The sequence below is a fragment of the Aeromonas sp. AE23HZ002T15 genome (assembly GCF_054165525.2).
In genome coordinates this window covers 3,056,951-3,072,138 of the sequence record NZ_CM201342.1, presented here as the reverse complement: position 1 = coordinate 3,072,138, position 15,188 = coordinate 3,056,951, and the positions used below count along the sequence as shown (strand labels likewise).

At 62.6% G+C, this 15,188-nt stretch carries 13 protein-coding genes; 1 reads left to right on the top strand and 12 read right to left on the bottom strand.

Going from position 1 to position 15,188, the window contains the following annotated elements; translation table 11 throughout:
- The first annotated feature begins 10 nt into the window (after positions 1-10).
- On the top strand, positions 11-205 hold the full coding sequence (gene yacG, locus ACT5M9_RS14360) for a DNA gyrase inhibitor YacG (RefSeq protein ID WP_457982134.1): 195 nt from the start codon (positions 11-13) through the stop codon (positions 203-205).
- Between the two features lie 94 nt (positions 206-299).
- Here the strand turns inward: yacG and mutT are convergent, their stop codons facing one another.
- The 12 genes from mutT to murD all read right to left on the bottom strand — a co-directional run bounded on the left by mutT (position 300) and on the right by murD (position 15,187).
- The gene (gene mutT, locus ACT5M9_RS14355) at positions 300-707 is read right to left on the bottom strand and encodes an 8-oxo-dGTP diphosphatase MutT (protein ID WP_457982132.1); all 408 of its coding nucleotides are present in this window, start codon (positions 705-707) and stop codon (positions 300-302) included.
- 8 nt (positions 708-715) lie between these two features.
- Positions 716-1,900: a tetratricopeptide repeat protein gene (locus ACT5M9_RS14350; RefSeq protein WP_457982131.1), complete on the bottom strand. Its 1,185-nt coding sequence runs from the start codon at positions 1,898-1,900 to the stop codon at positions 716-718.
- Positions 1,901-1,972: 72 nt separating this feature from the next.
- Positions 1,973-4,693: a preprotein translocase subunit SecA gene (gene secA / locus ACT5M9_RS14345; protein ID WP_457982130.1), complete on the bottom strand. Its 2,721-nt coding sequence runs from the start codon at positions 4,691-4,693 to the stop codon at positions 1,973-1,975.
- A 57-nt stretch (positions 4,694-4,750) separates the two neighbouring features.
- Positions 4,751-5,656, bottom strand: a complete 906-nt coding sequence (locus ACT5M9_RS14340) for a M23 family metallopeptidase (RefSeq protein ID WP_457982128.1) — start codon at positions 5,654-5,656, stop codon at positions 4,751-4,753.
- A gap of 140 nt (positions 5,657-5,796) precedes the next feature.
- Positions 5,797-6,720, bottom strand: coding sequence for a UDP-3-O-acyl-N-acetylglucosamine deacetylase (gene lpxC, locus ACT5M9_RS14335; protein ID WP_438549387.1), 924 nt, complete (start codon positions 6,718-6,720; stop codon positions 5,797-5,799).
- A 101-nt stretch (positions 6,721-6,821) separates the two neighbouring features.
- Positions 6,822-7,973: a cell division protein FtsZ gene (gene ftsZ, locus ACT5M9_RS14330; protein ID WP_005336147.1), complete on the bottom strand. Its 1,152-nt coding sequence runs from the start codon at positions 7,971-7,973 to the stop codon at positions 6,822-6,824.
- Between the two features lie 40 nt (positions 7,974-8,013).
- A complete protein-coding gene (gene ftsA, locus ACT5M9_RS14325) occupies positions 8,014-9,273 on the bottom strand; it encodes a cell division protein FtsA (RefSeq protein ID WP_349920811.1) in 1,260 nt (419 codons plus the stop codon).
- Positions 9,254-10,006: a cell division protein FtsQ/DivIB gene (locus ACT5M9_RS14320; RefSeq protein WP_457982127.1), complete on the bottom strand. Its 753-nt coding sequence runs from the start codon at positions 10,004-10,006 to the stop codon at positions 9,254-9,256. The genes ftsA and ACT5M9_RS14320 overlap by 20 nt, the downstream gene beginning before the upstream one ends.
- Before the next feature lie 97 nt (positions 10,007-10,103).
- Positions 10,104-11,558 (bottom strand): UDP-N-acetylmuramate--L-alanine ligase, encoded by a 1,455-nt coding sequence (gene murC / locus ACT5M9_RS14315; protein ID WP_438549389.1) that lies wholly within the window; start codon positions 11,556-11,558, stop codon positions 10,104-10,106.
- A gap of 100 nt (positions 11,559-11,658) precedes the next feature.
- On the bottom strand, positions 11,659-12,726 hold the full coding sequence (murG, locus tag ACT5M9_RS14310) for an undecaprenyldiphospho-muramoylpentapeptide beta-N-acetylglucosaminyltransferase (protein WP_457982125.1): 1,068 nt from the start codon (positions 12,724-12,726) through the stop codon (positions 11,659-11,661).
- Positions 12,723-13,907: a cell division protein FtsW gene (gene ftsW / locus ACT5M9_RS14305; protein ID WP_438549391.1), complete on the bottom strand. Its 1,185-nt coding sequence runs from the start codon at positions 13,905-13,907 to the stop codon at positions 12,723-12,725. The genes murG and ftsW overlap by 4 nt, the downstream gene beginning before the upstream one ends.
- A complete protein-coding gene (gene murD, locus ACT5M9_RS14300; protein WP_457982123.1) occupies positions 13,904-15,187 on the bottom strand; it encodes a UDP-N-acetylmuramoyl-L-alanine--D-glutamate ligase in 1,284 nt (427 codons plus the stop codon). The genes ftsW and murD overlap by 4 nt, the downstream gene beginning before the upstream one ends.
- Position 15,188 lies beyond the last annotated feature (1 nt).

The window sequence follows — 15,188 nt, the reverse complement described above, 5'->3', positions numbered from 1 at the left end:
AGAGAACGACATGGTCACCAAGGTAAAATGCCCCACCTGCCAGAGCGAGGTTGAATGGACTCCCGAGAGCCCGTTTCGTCCCTTCTGCAGCAAGCGTTGCCAGCTGATCGACCTCGGTGAATGGGCCGACGAAGAAAAGCGCATTCCCGGCGAGATCGATCCCGAGCTGCTGCCCTACCCCGAAGAAGGGGAGCAGTGGCAATAAGCCGCGCAGCAAAAAGGACCCGATGGGCCCTTTTTTCATGGTGCTGGTGACGGAGCACGACCCCTTATCCGGGTCTGGTGTGCCCCTTCACCCCTCAGGGTACGAGCTGTTGCTGCAACCGGGTCACGATGGGGCCGTTGGCATCCGGGAACCGGTATTCGTGCAGGGCGGCCAGCGGCACCCAGCGGCACTCCTGCCCCTCCTTGCCAAACGGCTCGCCATCAAAGCGAGTCACCTTCCAGATATCCAGCAGCACCTGCTTGTCCGGGTAGTCGTGGTGCAGCTCCATGAAGGGGCTGCAATCCTGCACCCGGATCCCGATCTCCTCCCACAGCTCCCTGTCCAGGGCTGTGAGCAGGTCTTCCCCCGACTCCACCTTGCCCCCCGGGAACTCCCAGCGATCACCCTGGTGGCGATCCGAGGAGCGTTTGGCGAGGAAGATCTCCCCCTTCTCATTCTCGATGACGCCGACCGCCACCCAGATCCGTTTCTTCGCTTCCATTTTCGTCCTCAACGTAAAGATGACAATCTGGCCATCCAGGGAGTCAGGCGACCGGCCTGCAATGCCCCCTGGGCCATGAAGATATTCTGCCCCACGTGCTCGCTCCCCGACGGGGAAGGCAGGGGCCAGGGTGTCGACCCTGGCGGGGTGAAGCAGCGATCGTGGATCAGGCTGCTCTGACGCAGATAAGGCCACAGGCAATCGCGCAGGAACCACTGATCGATGTTCGGCGTCTCCATATTGCCTGACCGATAAGCCGTCACCCACGGCGCCAGGGAGGGCAGGACGTCGGCCACCCCGCCCCACATGCCGGCCAGCACCAGATCGGTATGGCTCCACCAGTCACGCATGATATGGAACCAGCGTCCCGATGCAAGCCAGGCATCGACGGCCACCCGCTCCCTCGCACTCAGCACGGAGTCCGCATCACGGATGAGGAAGCGCCCGACCCCGGGATCGTTGGCCACCAGGAAGCGCCAGCAGAGTCGCTCCCGTAGAGACTGGCCGGCGGACTGCATCATCACCTCGGCACCGTGCTCCCGCAGGCAGGCCAGCAGCTCCGCCGGCACACTCTCGTCCACGTAGAAACGCACCCGCCAGCCCGGGTAGAGATAGGCGGCCGCCAGCACGTTGTCGAGCGCTCCCCTCAGGTAGCGGGGCTCCCGACCCCACAGGGAAAAGGCGATGACGTTCTGACGCTCCCCCTGGGTCGCCAGCCAGGCATCCGGGCTCATCGCGGGAAGAGACCAGCCCACGGGTGAGGAGGAACTAACTCGGTCCTTCAGCATCAGCGCCCGGGTACCCGCCTGCGCCGCCTCGCCGTGGCGACCGAGCTTGGCGAGACAGGTACAGAGCCCATCCTGAGCCAGAAAATCGTCCGGCACGCGCCTTGCCAGCTCCTCCAGATGCACCAGAGCCCGCTCATGCTGGTTCGCTCGGGAGAGGCAGACACAGAGGTTGCGCAGCACCTCGATGTCATCGGGGGCGACCCCGTGCGCCTGTTCCAGCACCTGGGCGGCAGAGCCAGGATCGCCGCACAGGAAGAGGTAGTAGGCAAACTGCAGTTGCAGGGGCACGGGCTTGCTCTGCTGCGCATTCAATCGCGCCAGCACCTGCTGCACCGCCTGCTGGCGATCCCCTTGCAACCAGCTGGCGTGGGCCTCCCTGCACCACCCCGTCGGCACCTTGCTCATCTTCACTCTCCTTATGCTGGTCCCTGAAATGAATGCACCGCCCGAAGGCGGTGCATCAATCATGGCAAAGGCTTAGGTCAACTGACCGTGGCAATGCTTGTACTTCTTGCCGGAGCCGCAGGGGCAAGGGTCGTTGCGCCCCACCTTCTGCTCGTCCCGCACGAAGGTGACGGGAACCGCCTCTTCTTGACCCTCTTCGTCCGCCAGTTGGTTCTCGGCGGCGGCATGGGTGTAGGTGCGAGGAGCGGCTTCCGCCTGCTGGCGCTGGTGCTCTTCCATCGCTTCCACATCGCGCTCCTGGACCTGTACCCGGCTCAGGATGCTGACCACGTCGCGCTTGAGGGTTTCCAGCATCTGGGTGAACAGATCGAAGGACTCGCGCTTGTACTCCTGCTTGGGGTTCTTCTGGGCGTAGCCGCGCAGATGAATGCCCTGACGCAGGTGATCCATGGCCGCCAGATGCTCCTTCCACAGGCCATCCAGGGTCTGCAGCATCACCGCCTTCTCGAAGTTGCGCAGTACGTCCTTGCCGACCAGCTCTTCCTTGTGGGCATAGAGCTTGGTGGCTTCTTCCAGGATGCGCTCGCGCAGCTTCTCTTCATACAGCTTGTCGTCTTCCGCCAGCCACTGCTGCAGCGGCAGATCCAGCGCGAAGTCGGACTTCAGGCGCGCTTCCAGACCCGGCACGTCCCACATCTCTTCCAGGGACTGGGGTGGGATGTACTCGTCGATGATGGCGCCGTAGACGTCGTCACGGATGACGTGGATAGTCTCGGAGATGTCGTTGGTATCCAGCAGCTCGTTGCGCTGCTCATAGACCACCTTGCGCTGGTCATTCGCTACGTCATCGAACTCGAGCAGGTTCTTACGGATGTCGAAGTTGCGACCCTCCACCTTGCGCTGAGCGTTCTCGATGGCCTTGGTCACCCAGGGGTGCTCGATGGCCTCCCCCTCTTCCATGCCCAGCTTCTTCATCATGCCGGTCACGCGATCGGAGGCGAAGATCCGCATCAGGGTATCTTCCATGGAGAGGTAGAAACGGGAGGAGCCCGGGTCACCCTGACGACCGGAACGGCCGCGCAGCTGGTTGTCGATACGGCGGGATTCGTGGCGTTCTGTGCCTATGATGTGCAGACCGCCGGCGGCCAGCACGGCGTCGTGACGCACCTGCCAGGCGGCCTTGATCTCGCGGATCTGTTCGTCGCTCGGGTTCTCCAGGGCGGCGATCTCCGCCTGCCAGTTGCCGCCGAGCACTATGTCGGTACCACGACCGGCCATGTTGGTCGCTATGGTGACGGCACCGGTCTGACCCGCCTGGGCGACGATCTCCGCCTCCATGGCGTGGAACTTGGCGTTCAACACCTTGTGCGGGATGTTTTCCTTGGTCAGGATGCCGGACAGCAGCTCAGAGTTCTCAATGGAGACGGTACCCACCAGCACCGGCTGGCCGCGCTCGACGCAGCCGCGGATGTCTTCGATGATGGCGGCATACTTCTCATTGGCGGTCAGGTAGACCAGATCGCCCATGTCCTTGCGCACCATCGGCTTGTTGGTCGGGATGACGACGGTATCCAGGCCATAGATCTGCTGGAATTCAAAGGCTTCGGTATCCGCCGTCCCGGTCATGCCCGCCAGCTTGTCGTACAGACGGAAGTAGTTCTGGAAGGTGATGGAGGCCAGGGTCTGGTTCTCGTTCTGGATCTTGACCCCTTCCTTCGCCTCGACCGCCTGGTGCAGGCCGTCGGACCAGCGACGACCCGGCATGGTACGGCCGGTATGTTCGTCGACGATGACGATCTCATCCTTCTGGACTATGTAGTCCACGTTGCGCTCGAACAGGGTGTGGGCACGTAGGCCTGCGTTGACGTGGTGCAGCAGGCTGATGTTGGTGGCGGAGAACAGGGAGTCCTCTTCCGCCAGCAGTCCCTCTTTCTTGAGCAGCTCTTCCACGAAGATCTGGCCGTTCTCGGTCAGCAGGGCCTGACGGTTCTTCTCGTCCACCGTGTAGTGGCCGTCACCGGTGTACTCCTCGGAGTCTTCCTTGTCCTGCTTGACCAGCAGCGGGATCAGCTTGTTGACCTGGATGTACATGGCCGAGCTGTCTTCCGCCGGGCCGGAGATGATGAGCGGGGTACGGGCCTCATCGATGAGCACGGAATCCACCTCATCCACCAGCGCGTAGTTGAGCGGACGCTGCACACGCTGCTCCGGCGAGAACGCCATGTTGTCGCGCAGGTAATCGAAGCCGAATTCGTTGTTGGTGCCGTAGGTGATGTCGGCGGCATAGGCGTCGCGCTTCTGGGATGCATCCATGCCGGGCACGTTGCAATCCACCGTCATGCCGAGGAAGGTGAACAGCGGGCGGTTCGCCTCGGCATCACGCTTGGCCAGGTAGTCGTTCACCGTCACCACGTGCACGCCGCGGCCGGAGAGGGCATTCAGGTAGGCGGGCAGGGTCGCGGTGAGGGTCTTACCTTCACCGGTTTTCATTTCGGCGATGCGGTTGGAGTTCAGCACCATGCCACCGATCAGCTGGACGTCGAAGTGACGCATGCCGAACACCCGGCGGGAGGCTTCGCGCACGGTGGCGAAGGCTTCCGGCAGCAGCTGCTCAAGGGTCTCACCCTGCTCCAGGCGCTGGCGATACTCAGCGGTCTTGGCCTGCAGCTCCTGATCGGACAGCGCCTCGAACTGAGGCTCCATCGCATTGATCTGTTTTACAATTTTGCGCAAAGCCTTGAGCGTTCTGTCGTTCCGGCTGCCGATAATCTTGGTGAGCAGTGTGCTAATCATGGGTACCAACTATTTTGGTTATATAAGCGTTCCGTCACTGGAACCTGAAGAAAAAACCTAACCCCGTCTGGCGTTCAGAAAGCGTGCGGGGTTGACCTGACGACCATCTTTCAACACTTCGTAATGCAAATGAACCCCGGTCGCGCGACCGGTGCGCCCCATCAGGGCTATCTTCTGGCCTTCATCGACCAGGGTGCCCACGTCCACCAGCAACTTGGAGTTGTGGGCGTAACGGGTCACCAGACCATTGCCATGGTCTATCTCCACCATGTTGCCAAACTCCGGGTGACGTCCCGCCCAGCTGACGATCCCCTTGCCGGTCGCCAGAATGGGGGTGCCGGGCTTGCCCCGGAAGTCCACGCCCTTGTGCATCTTGGCACGGCCGTTGAACGGATCGACCCGGCCACCGAAGCCGGAGGAGATCCAGACCCGCTCCTGCTTGACCGGCGAGCCGGAAATAAAACCGGCATCGGTGATATGGTGATTCATGATGAAAGATTCAAGTACCGACAGCTGTTCTTCGCGGCTGCTGAGCTGACGGTTGAGGTGCGCCATGGAGTCCTGCAGCTCGTTGAGGCTGACTTCCAGATCCGCATCATAGGAGGGGCCGCCCATGGGAGGCAGCTCCTTGAAGTTGAACTCCTCGGGATCGAGATCGGCTTTTTCGGTCAGCCGTTCGCCGAGGGCGTTGAGACGACCCAGCTGCCCCTGCATGGTGCCCACCTGGGCGGCCAGCATGGCGAGCTGTTCACGGGCCTCATCGGCGCTTTGAGTCGATTTTTGCTGCTGTGCAAGGACCAGCGCCACTTCCAGCGCTTCCATCTTCTGGTGCCAGCTCTGCCAGAGCCAGCCACCACCCAATGCCAACAGGGAGAAGAGAATACCGCCGACCCAGGCCAGACGTTGTTTGGGTAAGTGCAACTTGCGGTGCTGCTTACCGTGGAGGATCAGGGTAATGCTCATAGAAATTTGTCTGCTCGGTCAGGTGAGGCCAGGAGCCTGCACGGGTAATAAAACCGGGAGATAATCGGTATTACAGGATGGAATAAACAAATGACAGGACGTCGGTGCGGAGAGGTGACCGACGTCCTGTTGCACAGCTATCAGGCCAGAACCAGACCGTTATCGTAGTAAGCGATGGGCGCTTTCTCGCCCTCCGCCTCGAAGGTCACCAGTTCCCAGGCCTCCTGCTTGGCCAGCAAGGCACGCAGCAGTTTGTTGTTCAGGGCATGGCCCGTCTTGTAGGCACGGAATTCACCGATGATGCTGCGGTTACACATATAGAGGTCACCGATCGCATCCAGCATCTTGTGCTTCACGAATTCGTCTTCGTAGCGCAGGCCATCTTCGTTCAGTACCCGGTAGTCGTCCAGCACCACGGCGTTTTCCAGGCTTCCGCCCAGCGCCAGGTTCTGGGAACGCAGGTACTCGATGTCTCGCATAAAGCCGAAGGTACGGGCACGGCTGATCTCTTTCACGAAGGAGCTGCCGGAGAAGTCCAGCACGCAACGCTGGTTGCGGCCTTCAAACACCGGATGCTGGAAATCGATCTCGAGATCCATCTTGAAGCCGTTGCGATAGGGGTGGAATTCCGCCCACTTGTCGCCGTCTTCAACCCGGACGCTCTGCTTGATCCGCACGAACTGCTTGGGTGCATTCTGTTCACGAATACCCACTTCTTGCAGCAGGTAGATGAACGGGTGCGCACTGCCATCCATCACCGGGATCTCGGGTGCGTCAACCTCGACGTAGAGGTTGTCGATCCCCATCCCGGCCAGGGCGGCAGACAGATGTTCGATGGTCGACACACGGACACCGGCTTCGTTTACCAGAGCGGTACAAAGCACGGTATCACGTACCTGATCGGCGTTGGCTGGCAGCTCTACCACAGGATTCAGATCGGTACGCAAGTAAACGATCCCTGTGTTAACAGGCGCCGGACGGAACGTCATTGTGACTTTCCGGCCCGAATGCAGGCCCACACCGGTGGCCTGGACACTCGTTTTCAAGGTTCTTTGTCTAATCATGGGCGTATCCGCTTAACAGCTCAAATTCCTGACCAGATGGTCGTTGCCGGGCCATCTTAGCACAATCCTTAAGCAACAAACAAACCAGAGCCATCAGAGACTTAGTCAGCTTGCTTGCGCAGGAACGCAGGAATGTCGAGATAATCCGGTTCACGGCGAGCCTGCGGCTCGGCGTTCACCACCTTGGCCGGGGCTTCGTCCATCACGCGGCCCTGCATCATGTCGCTCACCAGGGGCTGACGCACCGGGCGCTCTTGCACCTGGCTGCTCTTGACCAGGGTGATGTCAGGCTTGCGCTCGGCACCGATACCGGTAGCGACCACGGTCACGCGCAGTTCGTCGTGCATTTCCGGGTCGATGACGGTACCAACGACCACGGTCGCGTTCTCGGAGGCGAAGGCCTTGACCGCGTTACCCACGGTCTCGAACTCTTCGATGGTCATGTCCATGCCGGCGGTGATGTTGACCAGGATGCCACGGGCACCGGCCAGATCCACGTCTTCCAGCAACGGGCTGGAGATGGCTTTCTCGGCCGCTTCTTCGGCGCGGTCGTCACCGGAGGCGGAGCCGGTACCCATCATGGCGGTACCCATCTCGCGCATCACGGTACGGACGTCCGCGAAGTCGACGTTGATCAGGCCCGGACGGGTGATCAGCTCGGCGATGCCCTGTACCGCGCCCAGCAGCACGTCGTTGGCCGCCTTGAAGGCGTCCAGCAGGGAGATGCCACGACCCAGTACCTTCAGCAACTTGTCGTTGGGGATGGTGATCAGGGAGTCGACGTTCTTGGACAGCTCTTCGATGCCGTGGGCGGCGAAGCCCATCCGCTTCTTCCCTTCGAAGGAGAACGGCTTGGTCACGACAGCAACTGTCAGTATACCCATCTCGCGGGCCACTTCGGCCACGATGGGGGCTGCGCCCGTCCCTGTACCACCACCCATGCCGGCGGCGATGAACACCATGTCTGAACCGGTCAGCAGCTCACGTAGCGCTTCCCTGTCTTCCATGGCGGCGTCGCGACCCACTTCCGGGTTGGCGCCAGCGCCCAGACCCTTGGTGATGCCACCACCGATCTGCAGCGTGGTGTTGGCACTGGAGTTGCGCAGGGCCTGGGCGTCGGTGTTGACGGTAATGAACTCAACACCCTCGATGTTTTGACGAACCATGTGTTCGACTGCGTTGCCGCCGCCGCCACCCACACCTATCACCTTGATGACGGCTTCGTCAGTGTGGCTATCCATAAATTCAAACATGTTGTCTCTCCGCTTTATTTGCTGACTGACGCAAAATCTCTTAGAACTCGCCACGCAACCAGTTGCTGACCCGTTTGACCAGCCCACCTACGCTTGCCTTGGCGGCATATTCCTTGTTATTGCCGGTGGATTGATTGGTTCGGCCGTACTGCAGCAACCCGACCGCGGTCGAGTACACCGGCGCCTGCACGTAATCGCTCAATCCACGTATGTTCATGGGCTCACCCACCCGGACCTGGCTCTGGAAGATCTGCTCCGCACACTCCACAATGCCTTCGATCTGGGCTGCGCCACCGGTCAGTACCACACCGGCTGCCAGCTGATGCTTGACCCCTTGTGCCTTCAACTCACTCTGCACCCGCACCAGCTCATCATTCACCATGGAGAGCAACTCGGTGTAACGGGGTTCAATCACTTCAGCCAGTGTCTGCCGCTGCAGGCTGCGCGCCGGACGACCGCCGACACTGGGGACTTCAATATTGTCTTCCTTGCTGACCAGACGGCCGAGGGCGCAACCGTAACGCACCTTGATCGCCTCCGCGTCCAGGGGCGGCGTGCCGAAGGCGTAGGCGATATCGCTGGTCACCGTGCTGCCGGCGTAGGGGATCACCTTGGTGTGACGCAGGGCACCGCCGGTAAACAGCGACATGTCCATGGTGCCACCACCTATGTCCACCACGCAGACACCCAGCTCCTTCTCGTCTTCCGTCAGCACCGCATAGCTGGACGCCAGGGCGGAGAAGATCAGCTGATCCACCCGCAGACCCACCTTCTCGACACACTTCTCGATGTTGCGAGCCATGTCGTTGTGGCAGGTGATCAGGTGCACCTTGGCCGCCATCCGCACACCGGACAGGCCGACCGGGTTCTTGATCCCTTCCTGATAGTCGATGGCAAACTCCTGGGGCAGCACGTGCAGCACCCGCAGCTCATCGGACAGGCGCACCGACTTGGCGGTGTGGATGACGTTGTCCACGTCCTCCTGGGTCACCTCCTCATCGGAGATGGGCACCATGCCGGTCTCGTTGCGACAATCGATGTGCTTGCCTGACAGGCCCAGATAGACGGAGCTGATCTGGCAGTCGGCCATCATTTCTGCCTCTTCCACCGCACGGCGCAGGGACTTGACCACGGAGTCGAGATCGTTGACCCCGCCCTTCTCCATCCCGCGTGAGGCATGGCTACCCATGCCGATGACATTGAGCTCGCCATCCGGCAGCACTTCGCCAACCAGTACCGCCACCTTGGTCGTGCCGATATCCAGTCCGACAATCAAATTTCTATCTGCGGTGTTGGTCATTCACTTTCTCTTCGCTTTTCTTCCAGCCAACTGCCATTCCGGTGTCGTATCGAAGGTCCACGTAAGCAACCCGCTCACGGGGTTCGATGACCGGGAAGGCATCGATAAACCGCTGCAGACGAAGCGCGATATCCGAGCGCCCCACAAACAGCTGAATGTTGCCATCCAGGGTCAGTTCCCAGGCATGGCGGGGGGTCAGATTCACCCCAATCAACTTGTATCCCTTGGCAGCCAGCAAGGTCTCGTACTGATGGCTGGCTTCCAGCACCTTGGCGGCCTGATCATCGGGCCCGGACAACTGCATCAGGGGCTTCTTCACCCTGTCCGGGGCACTGAACACCTCACCCTTGGTGTTGACGAAGCGGTTGCCGTTCCAGCGGGCCGCCACATCCTGCTCGGTGAGGTAGACCTTGATCTTGTTCGGCCACTTCTTGCGGACCGACACCTGGGCCACCCAGGGCAGCGCGTTCAAGCGCGCCTGCAATTCGTTCACATCCAGCTCGAAGAAGTTGCGCAGCTCGGCGCCATCCAGCACGGCGTCACGCAGCTCATCGGCTTGCAAATATTCGTGTTGCCCCTGCAGCAACAGCTCGCTCATGGGCAACCGACTGGCATCCGTCAGCCAGTCTTTAACATCCAGCGCAGTCTGGTAGAGCCCCCACATGACCAGGATGAAAAATGCCACCCCGGCGATGAAGCCCCCCTTGGTGCGCCCTTGTGCCCTTGCCTCCACCCGATCGATCCCCGTTTAACGCGCCATGTCGGCCACTTGCAGACCGGTCCGCCATTATATAGGCGCCGGCTTGGCGGTCAAAATACTCATTGGGCCCTCAGGCACCGGATTTCATGCTATCCACGCTCAATTTCATCTCGCCGAGACGACGGGCCAGCGCCCCGACGTTCCCTGCCCCCTGAGTCAGCACCAGATCCCCCTCGCCGATGAGATCCGCCAGCACCGCCGGGACATCGTCCGGCGTTGCGACAAAGATGGGTTCCATCGAGCCACGGGAGCGGATGGTACGGCACAGGGCGCGGCCATCGGCACCCGGGATTGGCTCCTCGCCAGCGGCATAGACCTCCAGCATCACCAGCACATCCACCTTGGAGAGCACGTCGGCGAAATCTTCGTAGAGATCCCGGGTACGGCTGTAGCGGTGGGGCTGGAACACCATGACCAGGCGCTTCTCGGGCCAGCCGGCGCGGGCGGCGTTGATGGTCACCTTGACCTCACTCGGGTGGTGACCGTAGTCATCCACCAGCATGGCCTTGCCGCGACCGGTCTCGAATTCGCCGTATTGCTGGAAGCGGCGCCCCACCCCCTCGAACTTGGCCAGGGCCTGGATGATGGCGTCATCGCCGATGCCGTCTTCGGTCGCGACCGCGATGGCGGCGGCGGCGTTGAGGGCGTTGTGCACCCCGGGCAGGTTCAGGGTCACCAGCAGCTCGCCAGCGTCCTTGCGGCGCACCCGGAAGCGGCTGCGGTTGCTGGTCTGGGCGAAGTCCAGCACCTGCACATCCGCGTCATCGGACAGGCCATAGGTCAGGGTCGGACGGGCGATCTCCGGCAGCAGGCCGCGGATCACGGGGTCATCCACGCAGACCACGGCCAGGCCGTAGAAGGGCAGGTTGTGCAGGAAGTCGATGAAGGTCGCCTTCAACCTGGAAAAGTCACCGCCATAGGTGTCCATATGATCCGCTTCGATGTTGGTCACGATGGACACCATGGGTTGCAGATGCAGGAAGGAGGCGTCGCTCTCGTCCGCCTCGGCGATGAGGTAACGGCTGCTCCCCAGACGGGCATTGGTGCCGGCGCTGTTGAGCAGGCCGCCGATGACGAAGGTCGGATCCCGATCCGCCTCGGCATAGATGCTTGCCACCAAACTGGTGGTGGTGGTCTTGCCGTGGGTGCCAGCGATGGCGATGCCGTGGCGGAAGCGCATCAGCTCCGCCAGCATCTCGGCGCGGCGCACCACGGGGATGCGCAGCTCACGGGCGGCCAGCAGCTCGGGGTTGTCCTGCTTGATGGCGGTGGAGACTACGACCACGCTCGCCTCGTTGACGTGTTCGGCGCTGTGGCCCACGAAGATGTGGGCACCGAGGGAGGCCAGACGCTCGGTCACGGCGTTGCGCGCCAGATCGGAGCCGGAGATCTGATACCCCTCGTTGGCAAGCACTTCGGCGATCCCGCCCATACCGGCGCCACCTATGCCGATAAAGTGGATGCGACGCACGCGGCGCATTTCGGGGATCACGGTACGCAGTTTTGCCAGTTCAACCTTGGTCATAGTCTTCTCTCTTTAGTCCACCGCAAACCGCTCGGCGACATCAACAATCTTGGGAACCAGACTGCGCGGCGCGGCCGGTGCAGTCTCGATCATCATTCTCTTAGTGGGCCGCAAGCCGCTTGCACTCATCGGCAACCCGCTCTGCGGCATCGGTAATCGCGACGCGACGGGCGGCCTGGGCCATGTTCAACAGGGTTTCTCTGCGCCCGGCGAGCCAGGAGAGACGCGCGGCCAGGGAGGCCGGCGTCAGCTCGGACTGGGGCAGGAATTCGGCCGCACCGCCGTCGACCAGAGTCAGGGCGTTGCGGGTCTGGTGATCGTCCACCGCGTGGGGCAGCGGCACGAAGATGGCGGCGACACCGGCGGCAGCCACCTCGGAGACCGTCAAGGCCCCCGCGCGGCACACCACCAGATCGGCCCAGGCATAGGCGTCAGCCATGTCCTTGATAAACTCGCTCACCTCGGCATCGACCCCGTGCTGGGCGTAGGCCGCAGCCACAGCGTCTCTGTTGCCCTTGCCGGTCTGATGGCGCACCAGGATGGGTACACCGGCTGCGGCGACCGCAGGCGGCACCTGCTCGTTGAGCACCTTGGCCCCCAGGCTGCCACCGACGATGAGCAGGCGCAGGGGTTCGGCGCCGCTGCGAAGCTGGGGATCCGGCAGGGCCACCACCTCGGGTCGCACCGGATTGCCGACCACGGCGGTACGGGCATTGGGAGCGAAGGCCCCGGGGAAGGCCATCAGCACCCGCTTGGCGATGCGGGCCAGCAGCTTGTTGGTCATACCGGCCGCCGCATTCTGTTCATGCAGCAGCAGCGGGATGCCGGACAGCCAGGCGGCGACGCCGCCCGGGCCCGAGGCGAAGCCCCCCATGCCGAGCACCACATCGGGTTTGATGGTCTTGAGCACCTGACGGGCCTGCAGCACGGATTTCACGATGCGATAGGGCGCAGCCAGCAGGCGCTTGATGCCGTTGCCGCGCACCCCCTGGATGTCGATGAAGGAGATGGGGTAACCGTGGGCGGGCACCAGTTCGGCCTCCATCCGGTCGGCGGTGCCGAGCCAGTGAACGGTCCAACCCTGGGCCTTGAGGCGATCGGCCACGGCCAGGCCGGGGAAGACATGTCCCCCGGTACCGCCCGCCATCACCAGCAACGTCTTGCTCACGAAACCTCCCGCACGCGCGCCTGGGCACTGGCCTGGCGCAACTCGAAATCGATACGAATCAACATGCTCACCGCCACCATCATGATGATGAGACTGGAGCCACCATAGCTGACCAGGGGCAGTGTCAGCCCCTTGGTGGGCATCATGCCGCTGGCCGCCCCCACGTTGACGAAGGTCTGGAAGCTGAACCAGATGCCGATGCCGATGGCCAGATAGCCTTCATACAGTCGCTCGGCCACCAGCGCCTGGTGACCCAGCTTGAGCGCCTTGATCGCCAGCGCGAAGATGAGGAAGAGCGCCCCCAGCACCCCCACGTAGCCGAGTTCCTCCCCCAGGATGGCGAACACGAAGTCGGTGTGCGCCTCCGGCAGGTACTCCATCTTCTGGATGGAGTTGCCGAGCCCCTCGCCAAACCAGCTGCCACGGCCGAATGCCATCAGGGACTGGGTCAGCTGATAGCCGCTGCCGAAGGGATCGGCCCAGGGGTCGAGGAAGGAGGTCACCCGCCGCATCCGGTACGGCTCGGCGATGATCAGGGTCACCACTGCGCTCACCCCCACCAGGATGAGGCCGATGAACTGCACCAGCCGCGCCCCCGCCAGGAACAGCATGCCGAGCGAGGTCACGAACATCACCACCACCGAGCCCAGATCGGGCTGGGCCAGCAGCAGGATGGCCACCACGAACAGCACCGCCATGGGCTTCATGAAGCCGATGAAGCGCTCGCGCACCTCGCTCTGGCGGCGCACCAGATAGCCCGCCAGATAGACGAAGAGTGCCAGCTTGCCAAATTCAGCCGGCTGCAGGTTGAAGGGACCGAGCGGCAGCCAGCGCACAGAACCGTTGACGCTGCGACCCACCAGCAGCACCAGCACCAGCATGACGATGGCGAGCAGCAGCATGGGGCCGTTGTACTGCTGCCAGCGGGCCATGGGCACCTGCAGCACGAACCAGGAGATACCGAGCGCCATCACCAGGAAGAGACCGTGGCGTTTGACGAACATGAAGGGATCGTTGTTGATGGCGATCCCCTCCGGAATGGAGGCCGAGGCCACTATCACCAGGCCCACGGACATCAACGCCAGCGCCAGCACCACCAACTGCCGATCGAAGAGACCGGCGGGGCGCGCCGGTAACAACAGGCGTTGCAGGAAACCTGCTATGACGCGAAGGGCGTTCATAACTTTTGTACCTGCTCGGTGAAGCGATCACCGCGCGCTTCGAAGGACTTGAACTGATCCAGGCTGGCGCAGGCAGGGGCCAGCAGCACCCAGTCACCGGGCCGAGCGTCGGCGGCGGCTTTGGCGATGGCGGCATCGAGATCAGCCACCCGCTCGGTCTGCTCACCCAGGGCGAGCAGTATGTCCGCATCCTGCCCGAAGCAATACATGTGATCGATCTGCGTGCCGAGCAGCGCCTGGACCGGCCCGAAGTCCTGCCCCTTGCCCTGACCACCGGCCAGCAGCAACAGACGGCCCTTGACCGACTCACGCACCCCGGCCACGGCGGCCAGGGTCGCCCCCACGTTGGTGGCCTTGGAGTCGTTGATCCAGCGCACCCCGTTCACCTCCCGCACGAAGCGGGCGCGGTGAGGCAGGCCTTCGAAGCGGCGCAGCACCCGCAGTTGCGGCTCGCGGGGGATCCCCACCGCATCACACAGGGCCATGGCGGCCAGGGCGTTGGCCTGATTGTGGGCGCCGACGATCTTCATCTCGTCCACCGCCAACAGCGGCTCACCGTGCAGGGTCAGCCAGAAGCGTCCATCCAGCTCGCAGCGGCCATAGCCGTTGCAGTCCAGCCCGAAGCTCTGCCACACCTGGCCCACGTCGGGCAGGGTCTGGGCATCGTCCCGGTTGACCAGGATGTGTTGGGAATGCTGATGGATCTCCTGCTTGGCGGCGCGATAGTCGGCCATGCCGGCGTAGCGATCCATATGATCTTCACTGAGGTTCAACACCACGGAGGCGGCGGCGCGCAGGCTGTGGGTGGTCTCCAGCTGGAAGCTGGAGAGCTCCAGCACACAGAGATCCATCGGCTGCTTGAGCAGATCCAGTGCCGGGGTGCCGATGTTGCCACCCACACCGACCTTGAGGCCGGCCTCGGCGATCATCTCCCCCACGAGCGTGGTGACCGTGCTCTTGCCATTGGAGCCGGTGATGGCGATGACGGGCACCTGGGTCTCACGCACGAACAGCTCGATGTCGCCGACGATGCGCACCCCGAACTCGGCCGCCGCCTTCAGCTCGGGGGTCGACAGCGCTATGCCCGGGCTCGCCACTATCATGTGGGCCTGCTTGAGGCGCTCCCCATCCAGCCCCTGAACCAGCTCCACCCCGGCGGGCAGTTGATCCTTGCCCGGCGGATTGGCACGGGTGTCCATCACCAGCGGCGTGATGCCTCGGCCGAGGAAGTAGTCGACGCAGGAGAGTCCGGTTTTACCGAGTCCGATGATGATGACCATG